General features: G+C 70.2%; 24 protein-coding genes. 8 read left to right on the forward strand and 16 right to left on the reverse strand.

Annotated features, from left to right (window positions below):
* Positions 1-202: 202 nt before the first annotated feature.
* Entirely contained in the window at positions 203-454 is a 252-nt protein-coding gene (locus ACMGFH_RS01785; protein WP_415381060.1) for a hypothetical protein, read from the reverse strand.
* Positions 455-569: 115 nt separating this feature from the next.
* On the opposite strand from ACMGFH_RS01785, the gene thiD reads away from it, so the two are divergent.
* On the forward strand, positions 570-1,949 hold the full coding sequence (thiD, locus tag ACMGFH_RS01790; RefSeq protein ID WP_415381061.1) for a bifunctional hydroxymethylpyrimidine kinase/phosphomethylpyrimidine kinase: 1,380 nt from the start codon (positions 570-572) through the stop codon (positions 1,947-1,949).
* 65 nt (positions 1,950-2,014) lie between these two features.
* Here the strand turns inward: thiD and ACMGFH_RS01795 are convergent, their stop codons facing one another.
* On the reverse strand, positions 2,015-4,174 hold the full coding sequence (locus ACMGFH_RS01795) for a hypothetical protein (protein ID WP_415381062.1): 2,160 nt from the start codon (positions 4,172-4,174) through the stop codon (positions 2,015-2,017).
* A 197-nt stretch (positions 4,175-4,371) separates the two neighbouring features.
* On the opposite strand from ACMGFH_RS01795, the gene ACMGFH_RS01800 reads away from it, so the two are divergent.
* Entirely contained in the window at positions 4,372-5,091 is a 720-nt protein-coding gene (locus tag ACMGFH_RS01800; protein ID WP_415381063.1) for a pentapeptide repeat-containing protein, read from the forward strand.
* A gap of 17 nt (positions 5,092-5,108) precedes the next feature.
* On the opposite strand, the gene ACMGFH_RS01805 is transcribed toward ACMGFH_RS01800, so the two are convergent.
* Positions 5,109-5,831 carry a sugar phosphate isomerase/epimerase family protein gene (locus ACMGFH_RS01805; RefSeq protein ID WP_415381064.1) on the reverse strand — a complete coding sequence of 241 codons (723 nt, stop codon included), beginning with the start codon at positions 5,829-5,831 and terminating at the stop codon, positions 5,109-5,111.
* Between the two features lie 169 nt (positions 5,832-6,000).
* Between ACMGFH_RS01805 and ACMGFH_RS01810 the strand changes: the two genes are divergently transcribed.
* Together ACMGFH_RS01810 and ACMGFH_RS01815 are read left to right on the forward strand one after the other, a co-directional pair.
* Entirely contained in the window at positions 6,001-7,071 is a 1,071-nt protein-coding gene (locus tag ACMGFH_RS01810; RefSeq protein ID WP_415381065.1) for a Gfo/Idh/MocA family protein, read from the forward strand.
* A 96-nt stretch (positions 7,072-7,167) separates the two neighbouring features.
* On the forward strand, positions 7,168-7,374 hold the full coding sequence (locus ACMGFH_RS01815) for a hypothetical protein (protein WP_415381066.1): 207 nt from the start codon (positions 7,168-7,170) through the stop codon (positions 7,372-7,374).
* Between the two features lie 27 nt (positions 7,375-7,401).
* Here ACMGFH_RS01815 and ACMGFH_RS01820 read toward each other — a convergent pair whose 3' ends face one another.
* The 3 genes from ACMGFH_RS01820 to ACMGFH_RS01830 form a co-directional block, all read right to left on the reverse strand.
* A complete protein-coding gene (locus ACMGFH_RS01820) occupies positions 7,402-8,880 on the reverse strand; it encodes an ATP-binding protein (protein WP_415381067.1) in 1,479 nt (492 codons plus the stop codon).
* 140 nt (positions 8,881-9,020) lie between these two features.
* On the reverse strand, positions 9,021-10,004 hold the full coding sequence (corA, locus tag ACMGFH_RS01825; RefSeq protein ID WP_415381068.1) for a magnesium/cobalt transporter CorA: 984 nt from the start codon (positions 10,002-10,004) through the stop codon (positions 9,021-9,023).
* Positions 10,001-10,171: a hypothetical protein gene (locus ACMGFH_RS01830; protein ID WP_415381069.1), complete on the reverse strand. Its 171-nt coding sequence runs from the start codon at positions 10,169-10,171 to the stop codon at positions 10,001-10,003. Before ACMGFH_RS01830 ends, corA begins: the two co-directional genes overlap by 4 nt.
* Positions 10,172-10,298: 127 nt before the next feature.
* Between ACMGFH_RS01830 and ACMGFH_RS01835 the strand changes: the two genes are divergently transcribed.
* Positions 10,299-10,472 carry a hypothetical protein gene (locus ACMGFH_RS01835; RefSeq protein ID WP_274324472.1) on the forward strand — a complete coding sequence of 58 codons (174 nt, stop codon included), beginning with the start codon at positions 10,299-10,301 and terminating at the stop codon, positions 10,470-10,472.
* A 28-nt stretch (positions 10,473-10,500) separates the two neighbouring features.
* Here ACMGFH_RS01835 and ACMGFH_RS01840 read toward each other — a convergent pair whose 3' ends face one another.
* The 3 genes from ACMGFH_RS01840 to ACMGFH_RS01850 form a co-directional block, all read right to left on the reverse strand.
* On the reverse strand, positions 10,501-11,163 hold the full coding sequence (locus ACMGFH_RS01840) for a DUF6517 family protein (protein WP_415381070.1): 663 nt from the start codon (positions 11,161-11,163) through the stop codon (positions 10,501-10,503).
* A gap of 70 nt (positions 11,164-11,233) precedes the next feature.
* The gene (gene cysS / locus ACMGFH_RS01845; RefSeq protein ID WP_415381071.1) at positions 11,234-12,718 is read right to left on the reverse strand and encodes a cysteine--tRNA ligase; all 1,485 of its coding nucleotides are present in this window, start codon (positions 12,716-12,718) and stop codon (positions 11,234-11,236) included.
* A gap of 83 nt (positions 12,719-12,801) precedes the next feature.
* Positions 12,802-13,275 (reverse strand): hypothetical protein, encoded by a 474-nt coding sequence (locus ACMGFH_RS01850; protein WP_415381072.1) that lies wholly within the window; start codon positions 13,273-13,275, stop codon positions 12,802-12,804.
* A gap of 102 nt (positions 13,276-13,377) precedes the next feature.
* Between ACMGFH_RS01850 and ACMGFH_RS01855 the strand changes: the two genes are divergently transcribed.
* Entirely contained in the window at positions 13,378-14,304 is a 927-nt protein-coding gene (locus ACMGFH_RS01855) for a CbiX/SirB N-terminal domain-containing protein (protein WP_415381073.1), read from the forward strand.
* A gap of 24 nt (positions 14,305-14,328) precedes the next feature.
* On the opposite strand, the gene ACMGFH_RS01860 is transcribed toward ACMGFH_RS01855, so the two are convergent.
* Both ACMGFH_RS01860 and ACMGFH_RS01865 read right to left on the reverse strand, forming a co-directional pair.
* On the reverse strand, positions 14,329-15,432 hold the full coding sequence (locus tag ACMGFH_RS01860) for a PQQ-binding-like beta-propeller repeat protein (RefSeq protein WP_415381074.1): 1,104 nt from the start codon (positions 15,430-15,432) through the stop codon (positions 14,329-14,331).
* On the reverse strand, positions 15,429-16,454 hold the full coding sequence (locus tag ACMGFH_RS01865) for a M48 family metalloprotease (protein WP_415381075.1): 1,026 nt from the start codon (positions 16,452-16,454) through the stop codon (positions 15,429-15,431). Before ACMGFH_RS01865 ends, ACMGFH_RS01860 begins: the two co-directional genes overlap by 4 nt.
* A 264-nt stretch (positions 16,455-16,718) precedes the next feature.
* On the opposite strand from ACMGFH_RS01865, the gene ACMGFH_RS01870 reads away from it, so the two are divergent.
* The gene (locus ACMGFH_RS01870; protein ID WP_415383298.1) at positions 16,719-17,945 is read left to right on the forward strand and encodes a DR2241 family protein; all 1,227 of its coding nucleotides are present in this window, start codon (positions 16,719-16,721) and stop codon (positions 17,943-17,945) included.
* Positions 17,946-17,966: 21 nt separating this feature from the next.
* Here the strand turns inward: ACMGFH_RS01870 and ACMGFH_RS01875 are convergent, their stop codons facing one another.
* From ACMGFH_RS01875 to ACMGFH_RS01890, 4 genes are all read right to left on the reverse strand, one after another.
* A complete protein-coding gene (locus ACMGFH_RS01875; RefSeq protein WP_415381076.1) occupies positions 17,967-18,542 on the reverse strand; it encodes a hypothetical protein in 576 nt (191 codons plus the stop codon).
* Between the two features lie 134 nt (positions 18,543-18,676).
* Complete coding sequence (locus ACMGFH_RS01880) at positions 18,677-18,871, reverse strand: methytransferase partner Trm112 (protein WP_415381077.1); 195 nt, start codon at positions 18,869-18,871, stop codon at positions 18,677-18,679.
* Between the two features lie 109 nt (positions 18,872-18,980).
* Positions 18,981-20,093 (reverse strand): glutamate-cysteine ligase family protein, encoded by a 1,113-nt coding sequence (locus tag ACMGFH_RS01885; protein WP_415381078.1) that lies wholly within the window; start codon positions 20,091-20,093, stop codon positions 18,981-18,983.
* 159 nt (positions 20,094-20,252) lie between these two features.
* Complete coding sequence (locus ACMGFH_RS01890; protein WP_415381079.1) at positions 20,253-21,638, reverse strand: adenylosuccinate synthase; 1,386 nt, start codon at positions 21,636-21,638, stop codon at positions 20,253-20,255.
* Between the two features lie 275 nt (positions 21,639-21,913).
* Here ACMGFH_RS01890 and ACMGFH_RS01895 point away from each other — a divergent pair, with 275 nt between their 5' ends.
* Positions 21,914-22,219: a hypothetical protein gene (locus ACMGFH_RS01895; RefSeq protein WP_415381080.1), complete on the forward strand. Its 306-nt coding sequence runs from the start codon at positions 21,914-21,916 to the stop codon at positions 22,217-22,219.
* Between the two features lie 30 nt (positions 22,220-22,249).
* On the opposite strand, the gene ACMGFH_RS01900 is transcribed toward ACMGFH_RS01895, so the two are convergent.
* Positions 22,250-25,108: a hypothetical protein gene (locus ACMGFH_RS01900; protein ID WP_415381081.1), complete on the reverse strand. Its 2,859-nt coding sequence runs from the start codon at positions 25,106-25,108 to the stop codon at positions 22,250-22,252.
* Positions 25,109-25,120 lie beyond the last annotated feature (12 nt).

The raw sequence follows: 25,120 nt of genomic DNA on the forward strand, positions 1-25,120 counted from the left end.
CGACGCGCTCCCCGTCGCCGCGGTCGCGCTCCCGCGGGCCGGGGTCGACTGGGACCCGACCGGGTACGGCGCGTCGGCGTACGCGCTGCTCCTCGGAGGGGCGCTCTGGTACGTCCTGGTCTTCACCGTACCGCTGACGGTCGTCTCTCCAGTGTACTCGGTCCCGTGACGGCGCGGCTGGGACGCTCCGCGTGCCGACTCGCTATCCCTCGCCCTCGGACTGGTAAGGCTCGCCGACTGCCTCTCGCGGGAGGTCGTTCTGGACGGCGGTGTAGGCGTCGTCCGCCGACCCGAAGCCGTCGGCGGTGGAGTCGGCGAACAGGTCGCCGAGGTCGCGCTCTCCTTCGGCCAGTTGGACCGTCACGTCCTCACAGGCGGCGGCCAGTTCGTCGCGGTCGACCGGGTAGTCGAACTCGTGGAGGTACTCCTCGACCTGCGCAAGTTCCAGTTCCATGTCCGGACACACGGTCGGCAGGCGTTTGTGTGTAGTTACCACCTGTCTGCGTGGAACGTACCCCGGACCGGCGCCTCTCGCCACCGCTTTGGTGTCGGCGGGGAAACACCCGCACATGACACGACAGGAAGCGCCGATCTCGCCGCCGGTCGTCCTCGCGGTCGCCGGGAGCGACTCCGGCGGCGGCGCCGGCATCCAGGCCGACCTGAAGACGATAGAGGCCTGCGGCGCGTTCGGCACGACCGCGATCACGAGCGTCACCGCGCAGAACACGACGGGCGTCGAGCGCACGCACGTCCTCCCCACCGAGGAGATCGACGCCCAGTGCGAGGCCGTCTGTTCCGACTTCGACGTCGGCGCCGTCAAGACGGGCATGCTCGCCACCGTCGAGGTGGTCGACCTCGTCACCGAGCGGATCCGCGACGTGGACGCGCCCGCTGTCGTCGATCCGGTGATGGTCGCCGCGTCGGGCGACCGCTTGCTCGCCAGCGAGGCCGAATCCGCCTACGAGGACCTGATCGCGGAGGCGACGCTGGTCACCCCCAACGCCGACGAGGCGGCGGTCCTCGCCGGCGTGACGCCCGAGAGCGAGGCCGAGGCCCGCGAGGCCGGCGAGCGACTGGTCGACCTGGGCGTCGACGCCGCCCTGGTCAAAGGCGGGCACGTCCCGGGCGAGACCGTGGTCGACGTACTCGTCACCGGCGACAGCGTCGAGACGTTCCGCCACCCGCGGGTCGACACCGACGCCACCCACGGCTCCGGCTGTACGCTCTCCTCGGCGATCGCCGCTCGCCTCGCCCACGGCGACGACCTCGTCGACGCGGTCGGCGCGGGCATCGACCTGCTCGCGCGCGCCGTCCGCTACAATCTCGACGTCGGCGAGGGGCCCGGCGCCGTCCACCACTCGGTCGAACTGCGTGACCGTGCCGCCCGCGACGCGACCGCGGAGGCCGTCGAGGGCGTCGTGCAGTCGTTCGTCGACCGGAACGTCGGGCCGCTGGTGCCCGAGGTCGGTCTCAACGTCGCCGGCGCGACGCCGTACGCCGAGCGACCGGACGAGACGGCCGCCGTCGAGGGGCGGATCGCCGAGACGCTGTCGGGCGCCCACCCGAACCGCGGGGTCCGCTTCGGCGCGTCGACCCACGTCGCTCGCCTGCTGCTCGCGGCCCGCGAGCGCGAGCCCGCGCTCCGGTTCGCGGCGAACTGCCGCCACGACGACGCGGTCGCGGCCGCACTGGACGAACTCGACGGCCCCGTCGCCGAGTTCGACACCGGAGACGCGTCGGAGGACTCCCGGGAGCGCTCCGTCGAGCGAGGGGTCGAGACGACGTTTGCCTCCGTCGAGGGGACGCCGTCGGCGCTCGTGAACCGCGGCGCGTACGGCGACGAACCGCTGGTCTTCGTGCTCGCCCGCGAACCCGACGCGCTGGTCGATAGGACGCTGACGCTGCTCGAAGCGGTCGGGTCTGACGCGGTCGAATCCGACGAGAAATAACCGCATCCGGTCCGCGTCGCGGCTGTGCCGTTCGCACGCTCGTTCGCCCCGCTCTTTGTCGCGGCTCAGTCGCGTCGCCGATCGAGCAGCGCGAGCGCGACGAGGACGGCGACCAGCGCGGTCAGCGGGCCGAACCCGGGGCCGAATCCGGTGCTACCGCCGTTCCCGCCGTCTCCGCTTCCGTCCTGACTGCCGTCGCCGCCCTGCCCGACGGTCACGGTGAGGGTGTCGGCGTCGCCGACGGTGAAGTCGTACTCGCCGCGGGCGAGGCGGGCGACGCCCGAGACGGTCCGGTTCTCACGGGGGCCGAGCGCGACCCGCCGGTCGATGATCGCTCCGTCGGGACTGCGGACGGTGACGTTGCCGCGTGCGGGGACGTCGTACGTGTTGCTGACCGTGACCGTGAACGCCACCGCGCCGGGCGCCGAGAGGGCGGTTCGGTTCGCCGAGAGCGCGGTCACGGTCGTCGACGCGGGCTCGTGCACCTCGACGGCCACCTCGTCGCTCCCCACGGCGAGCGTGTGCTCGCCGGGTTCGGCGAAGGTCCGTTCGAACGCGTGAGTCGCCCGCTCGCCCGGCCGGATCGTCCCCGATTCGGCCGCGACGACCCGCTCGTCGACGGCGAACCGCGCCTCGTACTCGGCGGTCGCGTCGCCGGTGTTCTCCACTGCGCCGGTGAGCCGCAGCGTCTCGCCGGCGAACAGCGTCAGATCCGACCCCTCCAGGCTGGCGTTGCGGTAGGGTCCGCCGACGGCCACGGCGTCCGGGTCGTCGGCCAGCCCGATCTCGACCCGGGCCGGCGTCGATCCGAACGCCTCGCGGTGGGCGGCGTTCGTCCACAGGTCGGGAGCGCGTTCGGTTCTCGCGTAGGTGACCGCGGCGCGCCGGACGTCGGCGCCGCCGACGGTCCCGACCGTCTCGAAGACGGTCCGGTGGTCGACCGGACCGGGGTTGGCGTTCATCGCCGAGAAGACCGCCTGGAGCGACCGCGACTGGTCGGTCGCCAGGCGGATCCGCCGGTCGGTGTCAGCGGCGACGAGGGCCCCTTTCAGGTAGTTAGCGGCGTTGGCCCACGTCGACGGGTCGGTGAGGACGGCGTCGGACTGCGGGCGGTGGGTGCCCTGCCGGAGCACGTCGCGGACGGCTCCGTAGTCCACGTGACCTTGATCCATCGCCAGCAGGGCGGCGTAGTACGTGGCGAACGCCTCGGTCGTCCACTTCGCCGAGGGGTCCGTGTCGAAGTCCTGGCGGGTGTGGACGTACTCGTGGATCCAGGTGTTCTCGGCGGTCGCGAGCGGTTCGGCGTCGCGGACCCACATGTCGCTGTCGCCGTACTGCAGGCCCCGCACGCCCCACTGGACAGTCGTCGTCGGCGCCGCGAACGCGACCACCTCGTCGTCGCGGTCGCCGACTCGCAACTGGTCCGCGGAGGCGGCGAGCGTGTCGAGGATCGCGTCGGGCGACTCGGCGAGCGCCGCGCGGTCGGGGACGACGAGGCGGAAGCGCTGGCCGTGGGCCCGGCGCTCGTGGGTCTCGACAGTCCCCATGTAGGCGATCCACTCGCCGACGTGGCCCGGCCCGGCGGTGGTCGAGTCGCGGGTGATCCCGACCGGTTCGGGCCCGCGCCAGGACCAGCTGATCGGGATCGACGGCTTCCGGAACAGTGCCCACTCGCCGGCGTCGACGAAGAGGTACCGCCCGCGAGCGCCCTCCGGACCGGTGACATCCCGCGTCTCGTTGACCTCCATCGTGAACGTGATCCGCGGCGCCGAGGTGTTGCCGTCCCACTCGTAAGTGGTCCCCTCACCCTTCGAGAAGCCCGCCGTCTCGGTGACGGTCGCGTCCTCGGGGAGTCGCGGCTTCAGCGCCGCGACGCGGTCGGGCACCTCGTAGCGCTGGACGACGGTGATCTCGCCCCGCGTCTCCGGCGTCAGCCGGAGCTCCTGCGTGGCCGTGACGTTCGCCGCCGCGTCGAACACGTCGTCGGTCCCGACCGCCGAAGCCGACCCGCCCGAGTCGGTGACCGACCTCGTGATCCGCTCGGACGGGGCTTCCGGTCCGATCGCGTCCGCGGCGAAGCTACCGCCGGTCGCACTCGGTGCCCCCTCCGAAATCCGGGACTCGGAGTCGGAGAGGCCCGCGGCCACGCTCGCACCGACCGCGCTCGCGAGCAGCGAGACGACGACGACACCGACGAGACATCGGCGAACGAGCGGCGGATCCATACCTCCGCATTGGGAAGGGTCTCCTTAACAGTTGGTCGTCCGGTCTCGACCGGATTTCGGCGGCTGGACCGTCCTGGGAGCGGCGGGCCCGCCGGTCCGAGAGGGCGATCCAGACGGGGCGCAACGACTCGTTCCGGCGCGCGGCGTACCGTGAGGTGACCGACCTTTTTGTGGGGCAGTCGTGTAGCTCCGGAGGAATGCCACAGCAGGGCGACGATCTCAGCGGTCGGGACCTCTCGGGTGCGGACTTCAGCGACGCGAACCTCCGTCACGTGGACCTCAGCGACGCGGACCTCTCGGACGCGGACCTGAGCGGTGCGAACCTCAGGCACGCCGACCTCGACGGCGCTGACCTCTCCGGGGCCGATCTCAGCGACGCGAATCTCGGGCACGCGACCCTCGTGGGCGCGGACCTGACGGACGCGACGCTCTCGGGTGCCCAGATGGACCACGCCGTCTTCGAGGCAGACGGCGATTCGAAGGCGGGGGACCTCTCCTCCGCCGTCGGGTCAGTCGTCGTCAGCGCGACGCTCGTACTCGGGATCGCGCTCTTGCTCGCCGGCTGGTCGAACTTCTGGATCGTCTTCGTCGTCGGGTTCGCCGGCGTCCTCCCGGTCGCGAGCGCGCTCTCGGGGTGGTACGAGAGCCGCGCCACCGGTTCGGACCCGGGGGAGCGCGACGAGCAGACCGATGCGCTCGCGACGCTGCGCCGGCGGTACGCCGACGGCGAGATCGGCGACGCGGAGTTCGAACGCCGCGTCGAGCGACTGCTCGAAGCCGAATCGGTCGACGACGCCGAGACTGTCTACGGGGAGTCGGCCCCAGAGCCAGGGCCGGAGTCTGTGTCAGAGCCGGCGTCGGAACCAGGGTCGGAGTCGACGGCCGCGGATCCGCGGTCGGAGCGCGATATCGAGTAGCGCCGCGGCCGCCTGTTTCAGAGGTCGGCGAGGAACTGTGCGCCGTGGTCGATCGAGGCGGCCGGGTCGTCGGGCTGGTCGTGCTCGTAGACGAGCCACTCGGCGCCGACGTCGCGGGCGGTGTCGGCGCAGGCCTGCATGTCCACGTCGCCGTCGCCGATCTCGCAGAAGTCGCCGTCGTCCATGTCCTTCATGTGGACGATCTCGACCCGGTCGCCGTAGCGGTCGAGCAACTCGACGGGGTCGTGGCCGGCCGTCTCGATCCAGCCCACGTCCGGTTCGAGCAGGAGGCTGCAGGAATCGGCGAACACCTCGTAGCCGTTCGTGTCGTCGAAGGCGACGAACTCGTGGTCGTGGTTGTGGTAGTGCAGCGAGAAGTCGTGGTCGGCGAGGTTCGCGGCGACGTTCTCCAGGCGCGTGGCCGTCTCCTCGGCGGCCTCGCGGGTCTCGAAGTGCTCGGCGCCGAGCCACGGGACGACCGCGCCGTCGGAGCCGATGGTCTCGTGTTTCTCCACGACGCTGGCGGCGTCCGCTTCCATGGCGTCGAGGTCGACGTGGGCGGCGGTCACGTCCAGCCCGAGGTCGTCGAGGTGGTCGGCGATCTCCCCCGGCGAGAGCCCGCCGAACTTGCCGGAGAACTGGACGCCGTCGTAGCCGGCGGCGGCGCAGCGTTCGAGGATCTCACCCATCGGGAGGTCGAGGTTTCGGACCGAGTAGAGGTTGATGGCAGTGCGTACCATACCCGTCCCGTCAGGCGGGCGGACTTTTAGTCCACGGGTTCGGGCGCGATTCGCTGGTGACTCGCCGACCGCGAGCGCGGAACGGGCCGGGCGCGCGTTCGTCGCACTCCCACCCGGCGCAGCCCGCCGGGAGCCCGAAGCTTTTGTGCTATCGCCGTACAGCGAGTGTATGGCATACGACATCGCGTTCATCGGGACCGGACCGGAGCCCGACAACCCGGTCTGGGGAGAGAGCGCGGCGATGGCGTACCGGCACGCCGAGGGGTATCGCGACCGCGACGACTGCGACATCGTCGCCGCGGCCGACATCGTCCGCGAGAACGTCGCGGCGTTCGCCGACGAGTTCGCGATCCCCGAGGACGGGATATTCGAGGACTACGAGCGGATGCTGGAGGTCGTCGACCCCGACATCGTCTCGATCTCCACGCCCGTCCCGACCCACGCCGATATCGTGCTGGATTGCGTCCACAGCGGCGTCCCCGACGCGGTCCACTGCGAGAAGCCGATGGCGACGACGTGGGGCGACGCGCGGCTGATGGCCCAGGAGGCGAGCCGCCGGGACGTCCAGCTCACCTTCAACCACCAGCGCAGGTTCTCGCCGGTGTGGCGCGAGCCGAAACTCGCCCTGGAGAGCGGGGCGATCGGCGACCTCCGCCGGGTGGAGGTGTCGACGAGCACGCTGCTGGACAACGGCACCCACCACATCGACCTCGCGCACATGTACGCCGGCGAGTCGCCGGTCGAGTGGGTGATCGGTCAGATCGACTACCGCGAGGAGTACGTCAAGTACGGCGCCCACAACGAGAACCAGGGCCTCGTCCAGTGGGCATACGACAGCGGGGTTCAGGGCATCGCGACCACCGGGTACGGCGAAGGCGGCGTCGGCGAGGGCGTCCGCCACCGCCTCCACGGGACCGACGGCGTCATCGAGATCACGCCCTGGGCGGACGAGCAGGCCCGCGTCCGGCAGGACGGCGGCGACTGGGAGACGCTGGTCGCTGACGCCGCCGCCGCGGCGGTCCCGCCGGCCATCGACCACGTCGTCGACTGTCTGCGCGACGGCGTCGAACCGGAGTTCTCCGCGCGCCGCGCCCTCTCGGTGACCGAAGTGATCTTCGCGGCGTGGGAGTCATCCCGGAAGCGCGGTCGCGTCGATCTCCCGCTCACCGTCGACGACAACCCCCTCGAAGCGATGGTTGAATCCGGCGACCTCTCGCCGGAACCGGCCGACGAGGAATGACGAGGTGACCGCCGTCGAGGGACGTCCACTCTCGCGCGTCTGACGCCCGTCGAACGGGCCCGGAAGCTTATGGTGACGGGGAGGCCAGTATCTGGTATGCTCAGTGCGCTGGCACTCCAGTCGGGGCTCGGTCCGCTGGCCTCGCCCGTCGGTATTCTCGCGGTACTCGTCCTGTTAGCGGCGATCATCCTGATCGGCCGCTTCCTGCTGTCTATGGCCTGGCGGCTCGTCGTCATCGGGATCATCGTCGTCGGGACGCTGTACATCCTCGGCCTGCTCGGGTTCGGCCTCGGCGTCTTCTGACCGTCCGAGCGCCGCGTCGGTCGGGCGTCAGGCGACCGTCTCGACGCCGGAGATCTCGAAGCGAGCGCCGCCTCTCGCGCTGTCGGTGAGTGTCACCGTCCAGCCGTGGGCCTCCGCGATCTCCCTGACGATGGAGAGTCCCAGCCCGGTCCCGTCCCCGGTGGTCGAGTACCCGCTCTCGAAGACCCGCTCCCGCTCCTCGTCCGGGACCCCGGGGCCGTCGTCTTCGACGTAGAATCCGGTTTCGTCGGGGAGGTCGCCGACCGTGACGGCCACGGCGCCGGACGCGTGTTCGGCCGCGTTGCGAAACAGGTTCTCCAGCAACTGCCGCAGTCGCCCCTCGCGACACCGGACGGTCGCCGCCGTCTGGACGCTGACGGTCGCCTCGCTCGTCGCGACGGTGTCCCAGCACTCCGCGGCGACGGTCGCGAGGTCGACCGCGGCCGCCTCCTCGACCGCGCCGCCGGACTGAGACAGCGTCAGCAGGTCGTCGATCAGCTGTTCCATGCGCTCGAGCGCGCGCCGCCCCCGCTCGAAGTGCTCGCGCTCGCCGGTCTCCTCGGCCATCTGGAGCGAGCCGCCGAGCACCGTCAGGGGGTTGCGGAGGTCGTGGCTCACGACGTCGGCGAACGCCTCGAGGCGCTCGTTCTGCCGCTGTAGCTCCTGTTCGCGCTCGATCCGACCGATCGCCGAGGCGGTGTGGGTCACGAGCAGCTCCGTGAGGTCGACGTCTCGCTGGTCGAAGGCGTTCGTCTCCGTCTGGACCGCCTGGAACACGCCGCCGTCTCCGAACGGGACGCTGATCCCCGACCGGTATATCTCCTTGGCGGGGTCGCTGTTCGCGTCCGCCGCCAGGTCGTCGACGATCCAGGCCTCGCCGGTCTGATAGGTCTTGCCGGCGAGCCCCTGGTCGAGGCGCATCCGTCGGCTCCCGTCGGCCGGCGCACCGGCGGCGGTCGCCCGCGGCACGAGCCAGTCGCCGTCCCTGATGAGGATGGTGCACATGTCGTAATCGAGGAGCGTCGCGGCGGCGGTGACCGTCCGCTGGCAGACGGCGTCGACGCTCTCTTCGGTCTGGAGCCGCGTCGCGACGGCGTGGAGCGCTTCGACCGTCTCCTCGTGGCGCTTCTCCTCGGTCACGTCCTCGTGGAACGCGACGAACTCGGAGACCTCGTCCGAGCCGTCGCGCAGCGGCGCGACCCTGACCCGGTTCCAGAACGGCGTCCCGTCGGCGTGGTAGTTCCGGAGCTCGACGGCGGCGCGCTCGCTCGCGGCGACCGCGTCGCGGAGCACCGCGACCGACGCGGCGTCCGTCTCCTCTCCCCGGAGCGCCAGCCAGTCCCGACCGACGACCTCGGCGGCCGCGTAGCCCGTCATCTCCAGGAACCGCTCGTTGGCGTAGACGACCGGCGACCCCTCCTGTGAGGCGTCGAACCGCGTGATACCGACCGGTGCCTGGGCGACGATGTCCTGTCCAGAGACGCCGGTCGGGCCCTCGTCGGTCACAGAGTCACCTGATATACCAGGGAATAGCGTCTGTGCAATATAAACCCCTTTTTCTGATCGGTCGAAACTTCGGTGTCGGGTCCCGCGATTCGCGGCACACGGCGACTCGCCCGCGATCGTCGGATCGGAGCTGTCGGCCGTCAGATGTACTCCTGACCGCGGAAGTACCCGAGCATGACCAGGGCGACGACGAACATCCCGATCATGACTGCGGGGTAGCTGTAGGCCCAGCCGAGTTCGGGCATGTTGAACCGGCTCGCCCCGGGGTCGAAGTTCATGCCGTAGACGCCGACGACGAAGGTGAGGGGGATGAAGATGGTCGCGACGACGGTGAGCACCTTCATCACCTCGTTCGTCGACTGGGCGAGGGTGTTGAGGTAGATGTCGCGTGCGCCGGAGGCCAGGTCGCGGTACGTTTCGGTGAGGTCGACCAACTGGACGAGGTGGTCGTACACGTCGCGGTAGTACTTCTCGGAGTCCTCCTTGATCTGTTTCGGGTCGCCGCGGGCGAGGACGCCGACGGCCTCGCGGGTCGGCCAGGCGAGCTTTCGAAAGGAGAGCAGCTCCCGTCGGACGCTGTTTATCTCTTCGAGCGTGTCGATCTCGGTCGAGGTAGTCACCTCGTCCTCGACGGATTCGATGTCGTCCTCGATGGCGTCGAGGAGCGTGAAGTACTCGTCGACGATGACGTCGATGACGCGGTAGGCGGTGAAGTCCGGGCCGCGGTGGAGGAGGCGCTCGTCGCCGGAATTGACGGCGCGACGGACGCGCTCGATCGGTTTGGCGGAGTCGGGCGTCATCGAGACGACCCAGTCGTCGCCGATGAACACCCCGACGGGGGAGTCCTCGATCTCCTCGTCGAAGGTGGTCTCCCCGCGGCGGAGCATCGCTCGCTTGAGGAGGACGAAGGTGTACTGCTCGTACTCCTCGGTCTTCGGGCGGACGTCGTTCCGGATGTCCTCGACGGTGAGCGGGTGCAGGCCGAAGCAGTCGGCGATGTGCTCCATCTCCGTGCGGTCCGCCTCTGCGGCGTGTACCCAGGTCGTCCCCTGGGCGGCTCTCGCCGTCGGGAGGTCGTCGTACTCGGTGACCTCGTCGGACCGGTAGACGAGCGCCGAGATCACGGTGACTCCTCCGGCCCGGCCGACCGGCCGATGGCCGCCAGCGTGACCCCGACCATGACCGCGGTCACCGCGAAGGATCGGCCCGGATACGCCGTCTCGATCCCAACGACGTATCCGACCAGCCCGAGCGCGGTCAGCCCGAGGCCGAGAGCGAGTTGCGCGTTCATGTCCCGCTCGACGACCGCGAAGGTGAAAAACGTAAGCGCCCACCCCGCCGAGCGCTCCCCGCGAGTCGACGCCGAGAAGCGCCCGCCCGGGACAAGACACTTACCGCGGCCGCCGGACCTGTCAGCCATGGTGCACTGCCCCGAATGCGAGGCGGAGATCGCCGACAGCTCCGACGTGGAGTTCGTCGACATGGAGTCGAAGATGGCCGGACTGTTCAAGTCGGCCAAGCGGTTCTACGTCGCGGCCTGCGACGACTGTGGCGCCGCGATCGGGACCGGCGTCGCCGGCGGCGGCGGATAATCGCTCGCTCCGAACTGCCGAAACCCCGCTACGAGGCCGAGTCCTCCGCAGGCGGGTGTCGGAGCCCCGCGAGGAGTTCGTCAACGCGCGACCGCTCGTCGATCCGTTCCGGATGGAGCGCGACGGCGATCACGGTGTCCCCGTCGTGTTCGACCATCGAGAGGTGGATCGTGACGTTGGTCTCCACGCCGCCCATCGACTGGCGGGCGCCGTACTCGGAGACCGTCCTCTCTGCGCCCAGAAACTGCACGGACCGGTTCGACTCGAACTCGACGTTCGAGAGCCCGGAGGTCGAGGACACCAGCCGTCGGACGAGCCGGTCGGCCGACCAGTCGTCGACCGGGTTGACCGAGCGACCGGCGACCGAGGCGGCCGGCGTCGAGTAGACCGAGAAGCGGGCGAACTCGCCGTCGACGTCCGGAGCGACCGTCACGGTCCGGTTGTACTTTCGGACCTCGCTGGAGATGGTCACCTCGCGGGTCTGTCCGCCGGCCGTGACGTTCAGCGTGCGGTTGGGCGAGTCGCTGCTCGCGAGTCGGTACTCCGTCGATTCGAGCGTCGACTGGTCGACTTCGGTCGCGTTCGCGGCGAACGCGTAGGGCTGGCTCCCGGTCAGGAAGCCCACGCAGCCCCCGCCGGCGAACGCGAGGAGGAGGGCGACTGCGATCGCCAGATCGCGCGGTCGTGACATAGAGACGAGTGATGGGGCCGAAAGATAAACCCGCCGGCGACGGGACCGACCGCGGAAGCCGAGTGGCCGACTACTCGAAGCGGTAGGTCGGGCCGTCGTCGCCGTCCTCGACTTCGACGCCGGCGTCGTCGAGCCCGTCGCGCAACTCGTCGGCGCGCTCGTAGTTGCCGGCCTCGCGCTCCCGTTCGCGCAGGTCGAGCACGAGTTCGACCAGGTCCTCGGCGATCCGGACCTTGCCGCCGTCGGATGTCCCGAACGAGAGTCCGAAGACGTCGCCGCCCAGGTCCTCGAAGGCGTCGATAGCGTCCTTGAGCGCCTGATGATCGTATCGGTCACGGTTCTCGAGGTGAATGTGGACGGCCGACGCCAGGTCCAACAGGGCGACCATCGCCTCGCGCGTGTTGAAGTCGTCGTTCATCGCTGCCTCGAAATCCTCACGGAGCCCCTCGACCGCACCCCGGAATCCGTCGTCACTCACGGAGGCGTAGGCGTCGACGCTGTCGGCGGCCTCGACCGCGCGCTCGTACCCCCGTTCGAGCCGCTCCCAGCGCTCCTCGGCCTCGGCGAGCGTCTCCTCGGAGAACGTCGGGTCCGCCGAGTACACCGTCGAGACGAAGAACGTGCGGAGGACGTCGACACCGAACTCCTCGATGGCCGCGCGGGCGGTCGTGAAGTTCTGGAGGCTCGAACTCATCTTCTCGTCGGCCACCTGGACCATCCCCGTGTGGAGCCAGTAGTTGGCGAACTGCTGGCCGGTGGCGCACTCGCTCTGTGCGATCTCGTTCTCGTTGTGCGGGAAGACGAGATCCGACCCGGCGACGTGGATGTCGAAGGTCTCGCCGAGGTGCGTCGTCGACATCGCCGAGCACTCGATGTGCCAGCCGGGCCGTCCCTCGCTCCACGGCGAGTCCCAGGTCTGGGCCTGCGCCGCGGCCTCCTCCGCGGGCGCCGCCTCGTCGTGGCGGTGCTCCGCGATGTCCTCGGGGTCGACGCCGCCGGCCTTCCAGAGCGCGAAGTCGGCGGGGTTGCGCTTCTCGGCGCGTTCGTCCTCGTCGCCCTGGGCCTCGGAGTCGTCGACCTCCTGGTTCGAGAGCTTCCCGTAGTCCGGGTCGGCGGTCACGTCGAAGTAGACCGAGCCGTTGGACTCGTAGGCGTAGCCCCCCTCGACCAGCGTCTCGACCATCGCGACGATGTCGTCGACGTGCTCGGAGACGCGGGGGTAGACGTCGGCGCGTTCGAGGTTGAGCGCGCGCATGTCCTCGATGAAAGACTCCGTGTAGTGGCGGGCCACGCTTTCTTCGTCCTCGCCCACCTCGCCGACGCGGGCGACAATCTTCTCGTTCACGTCGGTGAAGTTCTCGACGTGGCGCACGTCGTAGCCCAGGTACGCCAGCCACCGGTGGATCACGTCGGTGTGGGTCCACGTCCGGGCGTGGCCGACGTGGGCGGGGTCCGAGGTGGTGAGACCGCAGAGATAGAGGAGAACTTCGTCGTCGTTCACCGGCTCGAACGCCTCGCGCTCGCCCGTGAGCGTGTTCGTCACCTGAAGCGTCATTACCGGAATCTACTCCGGAGGGCGTTTCAATGCGTCGGAAGGCCGTCGGTCAGTGGCACGATACCTGTCGCGCAGCGGCACGCTCACTCCGCGAGCGCGTCCTCGACGGCCCGCACGGCGTCCGGACCCTCACGGCGACCGACGACCACCACGAGCGATCCCCCACCGACTGCGGCGGCCTCGATCGGCACCGCTGCCGTCTCCAGCCGACCGAGCACCTGCCGGAGCGCGGCGGCGTCGGCGTCCCCGCCGGCCGTGATCGCCGTCAGCGATCCCTCGTCCGGGACGAGCGCGAGGTCGCCAACCGCGAGCAGCGCGTCGGCGGGGTCGCCTTCCCCGAGACCGCTCTGCATGTTCACCGGCGGATTCGTGCCCGGTCGCTCGTAGTCGGGTAGGTCCTCGGCGAACCGGCGGAGCGCGGCGACGACGGCGTCGGTCTCGCCGTCGACGTCGAGGAAGCGGGCGGCGGCGCTGTAGTTGACCACGCCGGCCCGGAGCGCGTCGAACAGAAACGGGTGGCGGCGCACGGCCTCGCGGGTGTCCGCGGCGAGCGTCATACCTGCGGATGGACGGCGGGTGCGAAAAATCTCCCGGAGGTCCCCGCGCGTTCGGCCGTCGCCAACGAAGCCCCTATGAGGTAGTTTTCCCTACCCGTGGGTATGGAAGCGCTCGTCATCGTCGCCCACGGGTCGCATCTCAACGCCGGGTCGAGTGCGCCGACGTTCGACCACGCCGACACCATCCGCGCGACCGGCGCCTTCGACGAGGTCCGCGAGTCGTTCTGGAAGGAGGAGCCGTCCTTCCGCGAGGTGCTCCGCACGGTCGAGAGCGACGAGGTGTACGTCGTCCCGCTGTTCATCTCGGAGGGCTACTTCACCGAGGAGGTCATCCCCCGCGAGCTACGCCTCGACGACTGGGACCCCGAAGCGTGGGACTCGGACGGCACCAGCGCAACGCACGCGACGCTCCGACCGACCGACGTGGACAAGACGGTCCACTACTGCGGCCCCGTGGGAACCCACGAAGCGATGAGCGACGTGATCGTCCAGCGCGCCGAGTCGGTGACCGGCGACCCCGACGTGGGTGACGGATTCGGCCTCGCCGTCGTCGGCCACGGCACCGAGCGCAACGAGAACTCCGCGAAGGCCATCGAGTACCACGCCGACCGCATCCGCGACATGGGCCGGTTCGACGAGGTCAAGGCGCTGTTCATGGACGAGGACCCCGAGGTCGACGACGTGACCGACTTCTTCGGGAGCGAGGACAGCGAGGCGCGAAGCGTCTCGGAACCGTCGAGCGGGCACGGCCCGCGAGACATCGTGGTCGTCCCCCTCTTCATCGCCGACGGCTACCACACCCAGGAGGACATCCCCGAGGACATGGGCCTGACCGACGACTACCGCGAGGGCTGGGACACCCCGTCCGAGGTCGACGGCCACCGAATCTGGTACTCGGGCGCGGTCGGGACCGAACCGCTGATGGCCGACGTCGTGCTCGAGCGCGCGGCCGACGCCGGCGCGGACGTGGACGCGGCCGTCGAGCGCGTCCGCGCGGAGACCGGCGGCGCGGAACCGGCCGACGACTGACGCGGCCGGGCGGCGCGGCGCTGGTCAGTACTGGTCCTCGGGGTAGTGACAGACGAGTTCGCCGTCCGCGACGACCAGGACGCCGCCGTCGACGAGGAACGGGCCGGCCGAGAGGGACCTGTTTTGCACCCGCCAGCGGACGCTCCCGTCTGCCGGGTCGAGCGCGGTGAGCCCGCCCGAGGAGTCGACGAAGACGCCGTCGGTGTCGGCGGCCACCCGGCCCATGTAGTCGACCGGTTCGACGGCTTCGCGGTCGTTCCGGCCGGCAGAGGGGTCGTCGCCCGCCGACCACTTGCGACCGCCCGACCGGTCGTAGGCGGTCAGTTCTGTGTCGTACGTGCCGTAGACGGCGTCGGGAGTCACGGCGAACCGCCCGACCCGCTCGCGGCCGAGCCAGCGCAGCTCCCCGCTGGACCCGTCGATGGCGGCCAGCCCGCCGGCTCCCGACGCGACGATCTCCCCGTCGGCTATCGAGAACAGCCGGACGTTGATCTCCGACTGGCGCCACCGTCGGCGCCCGTCCGGGTCGAGACAGACGACCGACCCGCCGACCCAGCAGGCGACGGTCTCGGCGCTCGCTGCGAGCGCCGGTCCGAACCCGCCCTCGTCGCTGCCGAGTTCCGGTCCCAGGTCGACCCGCCACAGTTCGGCCCCGTCCGCGCAGGCGACGAGGTCGCCCCCCTCGGAGACCGTGTACGCCCGACCGTCGGCGACGGCGAGCGCGACGAGAGACGCGCCGAGATCGATCCGCCACTGCTCGCCGTCTGCACCGTAACGGACGACCGTCCCGTCGAATCCGACTGCTGCCCCGCCGTCGCCGACGGTGTGACACGACAGTTCGCCCTCCAGGTGGTCGCTCCACAGCGCCGAGCCGTCTTCGGTCGAATAGGCGGCGATCTCGCCGCCGCGGACCCACTCCTCGCGGTCGATATCGAAGCTCGTCGTGGAATCGGCGACGGTCACGACCAGCCCGTCGGTCACGTCGAGCGCCTCCGTCCGGAAGCCAGCGAAGTTGCCGTCCGCCCGCCAGCGGACGTCCCCGCCGCCGGGCCGATACCCGCAGCCCGCGAGGCCGGCCACGGTAGCGGCCGTTCCGAGCCCGACGAGGAACCGTCGCCGCGAGGTCACGCCCGCTCACCCGCCAGTTCGCGCAGGCGCTCGATCCGCTCCTCGGTCGGCGGGTGCGTCGCCGGGAAGAGGTCGCTGGAGAGCAGGTCGCGGTCCGCGTCGAACTGGTAGGTGTCGACCGGCGCGACGTACAGCGCTTCCAGCCCGCCGTCGATCTCACGGAGGTCCCGGTCGGGCGCGTCGCTCATCTCGTCGTCGACGGTCTGCAGGGCCGACGCCAGCGCGGCCGGATCGCCGGTGATCGCCGCGGCACCCCGATCCGCGGCGTGCTCGCGGTACTGCGAGAGGACGCGGAAGAGGAGGTAGCTCGCGAGCCAGAACATGACGGAGATGGTCAGGGTGACCAGGGCGCTCACCACGAGGACGACGATGGCGACGACGACCGCCTTCGCGCCGTCGCCGTCCACGTCGTCCATACCGCCGAGCACGTAGAACACGCCCTTGAGCACGACGTACGCGGCCATGGCGACGAGGTAGGTGAGCGACGGCAGGAAGTACGACAGCGACATGACCGCGACGTCGCGGTTCTTGACGTGGGCGATCTCGTGGGCGAGGACCGCGTCGAGTTCGTCGTCGCCCAGCGCGTCGAGCAGCCCCTCGGTCACGACGACCGTGGCCTCCGACGGGCGCGCGCCCACGGTGAAAGCGTTCGGGACGGACGAGCGGCTGACGGCGACGGCCGGCGTCGGCGTGCCGGCCACCTGCGCGAGGCGGTCGACCCGGCCCACGAGGTCGGGGTGGGACTCCCGGTCGACGCGGCGGGCGCCGACCGAACGGAGCGCCACGGAGGTCCCGAGGAAGAACTGCGCGGCGAATCCGACGGCGACGGCGGCGAGCACCGCGAGCGGGTTCACGTAGAACCGGCCGTTCCAAGGGCGGTCGGTCGCCCAGGCGAGGAGGTCGAGACCGATGGTGTTGAACGCGAAGACGAAGGCGTAGACGAACGCGACGGGCAGGACGGAAACGAGCGCCAGGGCGACCCCCATTCTGACCGTCAGCCCGCGGTCGGTCTCCCACTCCATCGGTGTCACCCCCGTTCCGCGGTCGCGTCTCGGGGAAGGTGTCGCCGCGTGGGTGGAGGGCACTGCCGTGTGCGCGGAGGACGCTGTCGCGCGCGTGGAGGGCACTGTTGCATGACTCGACGGTTCTGTTCGACGGCGACATACGCTTTCCGGTCACATCGGTGCGACCCCAGAACGCCCGCGGGAACCGAGCGGGGTGCGCCTGCCGCAGACGGACGACTTATTCGGATTCAGTCCATCGCTCCGGGTATGAACGCCGCGCAGGTGGACCCGGCACAGGTGGAAGCGCTCGCGGAGGCCGCCGCGGACGGCATCGAGTTCGACGGGTTCGCGGCCGAGGCCGAGGGCGACGGGTACGTCCTCGCCACGGACGAGGGATCGAAGCGGGTGGTCCACGGGGAGGACCTCGACGACGCCGCCGCGGAGTACGCCCCCTACGTCACCAACTGGTACTTCTGGCACGCGGAGGCGCCCCAGGCCGAAGACCGGTGGGCCTTCCTCCGCTGGCTCGAGGGCGCCGACGACCGGCGCGTCCGCGAGCGCTACGAGGCGCTCGACGCGGGGGTCACCCGCGAGTGGGGACAACTCCACGTGACCGTGACGGTCGACGACACCGGGTCGCGCCGGTACGCGATCCGCCACGTCGACGACGCCGGCGCCGACGGCGACGCGCTGACCGACCGCGACGACCCGCTGGACGCGCGCCAGATCGCGAAACACGACGACCGCGAGCGCTACCGCCCGCTGAAGACCGCCCCGACCCTCCGGACGGGCTGGCGGTTCCCCGACCTGGGCCCCGAGGAGGTCTTCCGCGCCGTGGACAGCTTCTACCCCGCGACGGTCGCCAACTGGCACCGCGAGCGCGAAGGGGAACTGGATGTCTCGCACTGGCGGGAGACGATCGGCCGCCAGAGCGGCATCTACGGCGTCGTCGACACCTGGGACCGCGGCGAGGGCCACGAGCACGTCGACTGGGTGGCCGAGTCCTGCTGCGACGACTCGCAGTGTCTCAAGCGCCGCGAGTGGCAGTACGACGACGAGACGGAACTCGACGTCGACGGCGGGGCGTCGGAGGCGTCCCGAGACGAAGGCGATGCAACCGCCGGCGGCGACGGCGTGTTCCCCTGCCGCGAGCCCTGCTCGCTCGTCATCTCGGCCGCGCGCCGCTGGACGAAACTCGAGGGCGAGCAGTCCCGGACCTACGAGTTCGAACTCACGCCGAGCGAGAAAGATCAGATCGAGGAGATAATCGACGCCGTCGCCGACGGTCGAACCGAGGAGATCCGCGAGGCGGACGTCTACGACGGCGCGAACCGCTATCGGGCGCGGTTCCTCCGCGCCAAGCGCTTCGACGACGAGGGGAACCTCTCCGGCGTACCCACGGACCCGGAAGCGGCCGACGCGCAGGCGAACGGCGACGGCGGAGACGGAACTGCGAGCGAGGGATCGACGGCCGACGAGGACGAGGCGGCCGAAGAAGCGAGCGACTGACGGCCGGCCGACAGCGGTTTTTCAGCCCGTGAGGACGATGTACACCGCGACGAGGACGCCGACGAGCACCGCCAGCGCGCCGCCGACGATGACGACGTCGTCGAGGACCATCGCGAGGACCGCCGCGGCCGCGAGCGCGAGCGCGCCGAGGACGAGAACGACGACCTCCGGGCTGTCGACGACCGTGGCGATCCCGCCGCTCTCGCGGTCGGAATCGGGTTCTCTGGGCTGTGGCTGGGAGAGCGACTCGTCGACTTCGACGGTCTGTTGGGTCTCTTCGGGTTCGGTGATCCGGACGGTGACGTAGCGCGTCTCCGCACCGTAGGCGGCGGCGATCTTCAGGGTCCCGGTGGCCTCGCCCGCGCTGTGGACGTTGACCCGGACGGCCCGCTGGCTCTCGCCGTCGACGAAGTGGTTGCTCGCCTCGATGGTGGCGATCTCAGAGAGGTCGTCGTCGAGGTGGAGATGGACGTGAACCGACTGACCGTGGTTGATCACGGCGACGTCGAACGACCCGTCCGCCTCGAACCGGTCGGGCACCTCCACGGCGTGGAGTTCTCCCCGGTTGACGTGGACGGGCAGCGAATCCTCGGGCACGTCCCTCTGTCGGCGTGGACGATAGAAAAAGGTTCAGGCCGATCGAGCGCTCGGCGACCCGACGCGTCGCTTCGCCGACGAGCGGGGCGCAGTGCCACCGGGACGTCTGTGCGTCGAACGGGGCCCGGACCGCTTCAGGCGGCCGCTTCGTCGCGCATGTCCGGCGGCAGCAGGTTCGGGATGCCGTCCTCGATGGGGTAGACCTCGCCGCACTCGGTGCAGGTGAGCGTCCCCTCGATGATCTCCTCGTCGTCGCGCTCGGTCACGTCGAGTTCGAGGTCGTGCTTGTCGAGCGGGCAGCAGATGATGTCCATCAGGTCCTCCTTCATGGCTCTCACTCCGGAACGGTGGCAAAAAAGCGTGCCGGACGGACGACCGGCGACCGTCCCGTCGGCCCGGCCGGGCGCGAACGACCGACACCCCGGACGCGGCGCCGTCTCAATCGTCTGCGGCCGCCTTCGCCCGTCGCACGTCCGCCTCGAGCCGTGCGGCGTGGTCCAGTCGGATCTCGCGCGCCCGGTCCCGAGAGACCGGTGCCGCGCCGTCGAGTTCGTGCGCCATCGGGTCGTACGCTTCGACGTCGAAGCCCATGCGGTCGAGATACGAGCGGACGCGTCCGGACGAGAGCCCGTCGCGGATCGCCTCGTTGACGTACTCGATGACCGCGTCGAATTCCGGGAGCACGACCGCCTCGTCGGTGATCCGTCCCTCCTCGCCTTCGATGCGGACCTCCACGTCGTCGAGGTGGGCGACGAGGGCGGCCAGCCGGTCCGCCAGCCGCACCACGTCGCTCGGGAGGGCGGTGTCCGGCGAGCGCCACTCGACGGTCGAGAAGGCCTCCCGGAACTGCACGGGGGTCCACACGGCGCTCTCGGGGTCGAAGTTCGACGCGACGAGGTGGCGGTTCACGCCGGCTTCCATCGCGGCCGTCTCGAACGCCTCGTACCGGCGTTCTATCCGACGCGTCCACTCCTCGGCGTCGTCGATGTACGACCACAGCCGCCCCTGATGGGGGACGTCGTCGTAGGCCATCCAGCGGTAGAGCTTCGAGCGCGCGCCAGCGGCGAGGCGCCCCCCGCGGAAGTACGGCGAGGAGTTGACCAGAGCGAGCGCGGGGTCGAGCGCGACGAACGCGTTCAGCTGGTCGACCGCCAGCCCGGGCTGTTGCTCGACGTGGACGTGCGTCCCCGCGCAGCGGCGGACGTACTCGAAGTCCTCACCGACGACCCTGTTCTGGACTCGCGTCCGCTCGCTCGGGAGTTCGGCGATCTCCCCGGCGTTCACGGGCGTCGCCAGCGGAACGAGCCCCTTTCCGACCTCCTCGGCACGGTCCAGCACCGATTCGATCCGTCGGTATAGCTCCCGCCGGAGCGCCGCTGTCGACTCGCACGGTGTCGTCTTGATCTCCAGCAGCGGCTCGACGAACTCCCGCTCGGTACCCGCGGACGCCTCGACGAGCGACTCGGGCTCGACCAGCCGCCCGTCGCCGTCTATCACCCAGTATTCGACCTCGATGCTCCGTCGTATCGGCTCTGAGTCGTGTGCTGACACTGTGACCTCGCTGTGTTACAGTCTCCTCGCACTGCCAGTGCACCGGACCGAGACACCCTATCGTGCCATTGTCACACATACCCATATGCAGCGAGGTCACTAAGAGTGTTTCGCGGAGCGAGATATTTGCGAGCGCCGACGAGCGCTCGGCTAGACGGCTCAGAAGGGCGTCTCGCGGACGACGGTCTCCGAGCGACCGGGGCCCACGCCGACGGCGTAGACCGGGGCGTCGAGTTCGGCTTCGAGGTATTCGAGGTAGGTGCGGGCGTTCTCGGGCAGGGCCTCGTAGCCCTCTTCGGCGACCGCGGCCCAGTCGGCGTCATCCCAGCCGTCGAAGGTCCGCAGGTTCGCCTCGCACTCGCCCCACTGCTCGGTCGTCGCGGGCATCGTACGGAACTCCTCGCCGTCGAGCGTGTACGTGTGGCCGACCTTCACCTCGTCGAGCCCCGCGAGGGTGTCGATGTGGTTGACCGCCAGCCCGGTGAACCCGTTGGCGCGCGCGGCGTGGCGGAGCATCGGCACGTCGAGCCAGCCGACGCGGCGCGGGCGACCGGTCACGGTACCGTATTCGTGGCCTTCGTCGCGGATGTACACGGCCAGCTCTTCGCGTTCGGTCTGGGGGTCCTCCGGGTCGCCGTCGTAGCCCGGCGTGTCGCCGGGAACGCCACCGAGTTCGGTCGGCATCGGCCCGCTCCCGACACGGGAGAGGTAGGCCTTGACGATGCCGATCACTTCGCCGTCGCCGACGACGCCCGGCGCGAGACCGGTGCCGGTGCAGGCGCCGCCCGCCGTCGGGTTCGAGGAGGTGACGTAGGGGTAGTTGCCGTGGTCGATGTCGAGGATGGTGCCCTGGGCGCCCTCCAGCATGACGTTCGCGCCGTCGGCCATCCGTTCGGCGAGGAAGTTACCGGCGTTGACGGTCATGTTTTCCTCGGCGAGTCGCTCGCCGTACTCGGCGAACTCGTCGTAGAGGGCGTCGACGTCGAGCGCGTCGGGGTCGTCCAGGTCGGCGACGTCGAGGCCGAAGACGTCCTCGACGAGCGCGCGCTTCTGCGGGACGGCGTACTCCAGGCGCTCGCGCAGGACCTCGGCGTCGAGGAGGTCGCCGACGCGGACGCCGCGGCGGCCGGCCTTGTCCTCGTAGGTCGGGCCGATGCCGCGGCCGGTGGTGCCGATCTCGTCGTCGTCCTCGCTCTTGACCTCCTCCTCGATGCCGTCGAGCAGGCGGTGGTAGGGCAGGATGACGTGGGCGCGTTCGGCGACGCGCACGTCGGGGTCGAGGCCGCGCTCGCGGAGGGCGTCGAGTTCGTCGAAGAGCGTTCGCGGGTTGACGACACAGCCGTTGCCGAGGACGTTGACCTTGCCCCGGATCGCGCCGCTCGGCACGAGCGAGAGCTTGTATTCCTGGCCCTCGTGGACGACGGTGTGGCCGGCGTTGTCGCCGCCCTGGTAGCGAACGACGACGTCGGCGTCGTCGCCGAAGACGTCGACGATGCCACCCTTCCCCTCGTCGCCGAGCTGCGAACCGACGATGGTGACGGTCATACACCCGAGATTTCGCCCACCGGGGTAAACCGATTACGGTCCATCGCCCGCCCGCCCGCCGGCCGATCCCAGAACTACCGCGCGCTCGCTCGCTCGCCCGCAGTCACGCGCACGCGCCACCGGAATCGTTAACTGCTACCACGGAGAACCTCCGGATCGTCATCGATCCGGCCGCGGTCCGGACTGAATACCGCTCGACGGCGGTGGTTCGCCGTCCGTCGATCCCCCGTTCGACAGCAACCTTTAAAACCCTCAAACACAAGTTAACAATTGCCATGATAGACAGACTTGAGAAGGAAGTAGACATGCTGGAGCGCCATCTGCAGGTGTTGCGGATGGTGATACAGAACGAGCCGATCGGCATCGTGAAGATGTCCAACGAGACAGGCTACCCGCACCACAAGGTGCGCTACTCGCTGCGCGTCCTCGAAGAGGAGAACCTGATCGAACCATCCAGCCAGGGGGCCATCACGACCGAACAGACGGGAGAGTTCGTCGAGGACCTCGACGGCAAGATCGACCACATCATCGAGAAGCTCGAAGGGATGAAGATCGAGGAAGCGGCCGAAGTCGAGAGCTGATTCTGCGACCGCCGATTTGCGTTTCTGCCCTTACAGTTCCGGGACGGCGAGGTGGAACTTGTCTTCGCGCGCCTCGACGAGACAGAGGTGATACCCCTGCTTCCGGGAGAGCTTCACGAAGCTCTCGCGCTTGTCGCGGCTGAGGAGCCCGCCGCTGGTCGCCTCGGCGGCCGTCTCCAGCGCCTCGGGCTCGAAGAAGCTCGACGTGACGAGGAACGACGCCCCCAGCGTCTCGGTCGACTCGCCGACGTGCGACGAGGCAGTGACGAGCGCGGACATCATGCTCTCGCTCGCGGCCTGCCGGGAGTCGTTCATGTTCGCGGTCAACAGCGGGTTGCCCATCCGGTCGCGCATCACCACGTCGAACGACTCCTGACTGCGTCGCTCCTGGCCGTCCTCGGTGTACTCCGTGGAGACGGTGCCGTTGAGCTCCGCGCGGTCGATCTGCGGGATCGCGTCGTACAGCGCCTGCAACTCGGCGATCTTCCCGGTGTCGCGGATCTCGTAGAGCAGGTCGTTGATGACCCAGGTGACGAACTGGAACTGGATCGTCTCCCGGAGGAACTCGTCGAAGGGGAGTCCTCCCACGGAGACGTTGTCCCGGTCGAACTGCGTGTGGTACTCTAGTCCCAGGTTCTCGCCGACCTTCTCCCGGCTGGCGTCGCCCGCGTGAGCCGTCTCCAGTGTCGCCTTCCCCTTCGACTCGTAGCGGACGAACAGGTTCGTCTGGTCGAGCGCCTCGCCCGGGCTCATCCGCCGCTCGGCGTCGACGGCGTCACCGAACTCGGCCTCGATCTCCTCGAGCTGGGATTCGAGGCGGTCGACCTCTTCCTCCAGTTCGTCGACCTCCGCGGCGAGGTCGTCGCGTTCGGCTTCCAGCTGGTCGCGCTCGGACTCGAGCGGGTCGATCCGCGACTGGAGGTCGTCGCGCTCGGTCCGTGCCGCTTCGAGTTCGGCCCGGAGGTCGTCGCGCTCGGTCTCGGCGGCCGCCAGGTCCGCTTCGAGCCGCTCGATCTCAGCCTCGCGCTCCTCCAGTTCGGCTTCCAGGTCCGCCACCCGACCGCTCGCCGGCTGGCTTCCGGCGTCCGCCGACCGCGGTTCGTCGGCGGCTCGATCCGGGCGCGCCTCGGAAGCTCTCCCGGGGTTCCGGCCGCCACCGGATTGGTCGCGAGCGCCCGACCGACCGTTCGGGCGACTCCCGCTCGGCTCGGCCGGCCCGCTCGCGGACTCCGCAGTTCGCTCTTCGGCAGCCGGGACGGCGGTCGACGCGTCCGTCGCCGGCGGGTCGTCGGTCGACGGCGACGTGGGCGACGAGTCCTCTTCGGACTCGCGCGAAGTCGTCCGGTCGGGGTCGAGCGACGGGATCGAGTGCGTCGCCAGCTGGTCGGGCGTCCCCGCCGACCCCGCCCCGCCCGCGCCGGCGTCGGCGCTCCGGCCGGCTGCGGCAGACTCGTTCGCTCGGCCAGTCGACTCCGGCGTCCGACTCGACGACCCGGCGGGCGACCCGGTCCGCTCGGCCGTCGCCTCGGTATCGGACTCCGCCGCGCGCGACTCGGTCGTCCGCCGCGCCTCGCGGCGGTCGGTGCGGGACCGCTCCGTCTCCGCCGATCGGTCCGTGCGATCTGACTCCGCCGATCGGTCGGTTCGGCCGGCGTCCGCTGACCGGTCGGTTCGGTCGTTCGCCGCTGCGTCGGTCGACCGAGCGCTCGAACCCGACTCGCGCACTCCACCGGCCGAGTCGTCGCCTCCGGACGCGTCGTCCCGGGAGCTCCCGCTCCCCGTCCTGTCGTCTCGGTCACGTCCTCCGGCGGAGCCGGCCCCGTCGTCTCGGCGGTCGGTCGCCCGGTCGACCGACGCGGTCGCGTCGTCGACGCCGTTCCCGCTCCCTGCGTGCGCGTCCGAACCGGCCTCGGTCGAGTCGGCAGCGTCGCCGTCCGCGGACGGACCGCCGCTGTCACGTGCAGCCACGCCGTCGTCGACGGAGGCGTCGCTGGCGGTCACGTCGTCGGTGTCACGCGCGCTCGCTCCGGTCGCCGTTTCCTCTCGCGCGCCGCTCGTCGCCGCGTCGGCCGACGGCTCGGCGGCCGCGTCGTCTGGATCGCCGCTCTCGTCCGCAGATGCGGTCGCACCGGTCGACGCCCCGTCGCCGTCGTCCCCCGCGGTCGACCTGTCCGCGTCGGCGGTCGCCGGCCGGTCGGCGTCGGGTTCGGCCGCGCCGGCGGACGCGGTGCCCTCCGCGCCGTCGTTCGGCGCGACGTCCCCCTCATCGGACTCTGGCGCGGTGTCGGCCGGGTCGTTGGCTGTCACGGCGCCGGCCGCCGCGTCGGGTTCGGCCGCGTCGTCGGATTCGACTTCCGGGATCTCGACGGGCTCGATCTCGGCCGGGCGGACCTCGAAGATGCCGACCTCGTCGTCTGCGCGGTCGAACGCCTCGTCGTCGGTGAGGAGCTGGCTGGAGTTGCCGACCCAGGCGACGGCCATCGAGCGGCCGCGGTGGTAGACGACGTAGTAGTCGCCGCTGAGAACGTTCTCCGAGAGCTCGATGAAGCCGGTGAACCCCCCGTCGGCGAGCGTGTCGTCGATCTCGGTGAGCGGCGTGTCTTCAGAGTAGTACTTGGCGCGGACCTCGTCGTTGCGTTCCTGCATGAGCGCGAGGAGCGGGAGCGCCGGCGACGGGGCCTCGTACGCGGTGCCCGTCGCGCCCTCGAACGAGTCGATATCGCCGTCGAGGATGCCGACGGCCGTCCCGTTAAGCATACAGAGTTTCGCGCCGCCGGCCTCGACGATCCCCGAGAACTCCCCGTCGGCGAGGTCGTGCAGGCCGCGATACCCGTCCCGGAACGGCGACGACTCCCACTCGTCGAACTGCTCCACAGCGCGCGTGGTCATTGTCTACGACAA

It is taken from the genome of Halosimplex rarum (assembly GCF_047715405.1).
Taxonomy (GTDB): Archaea; Halobacteriota; Halobacteria; order Halobacteriales; family Haloarculaceae; genus Halosimplex; species Halosimplex rarum.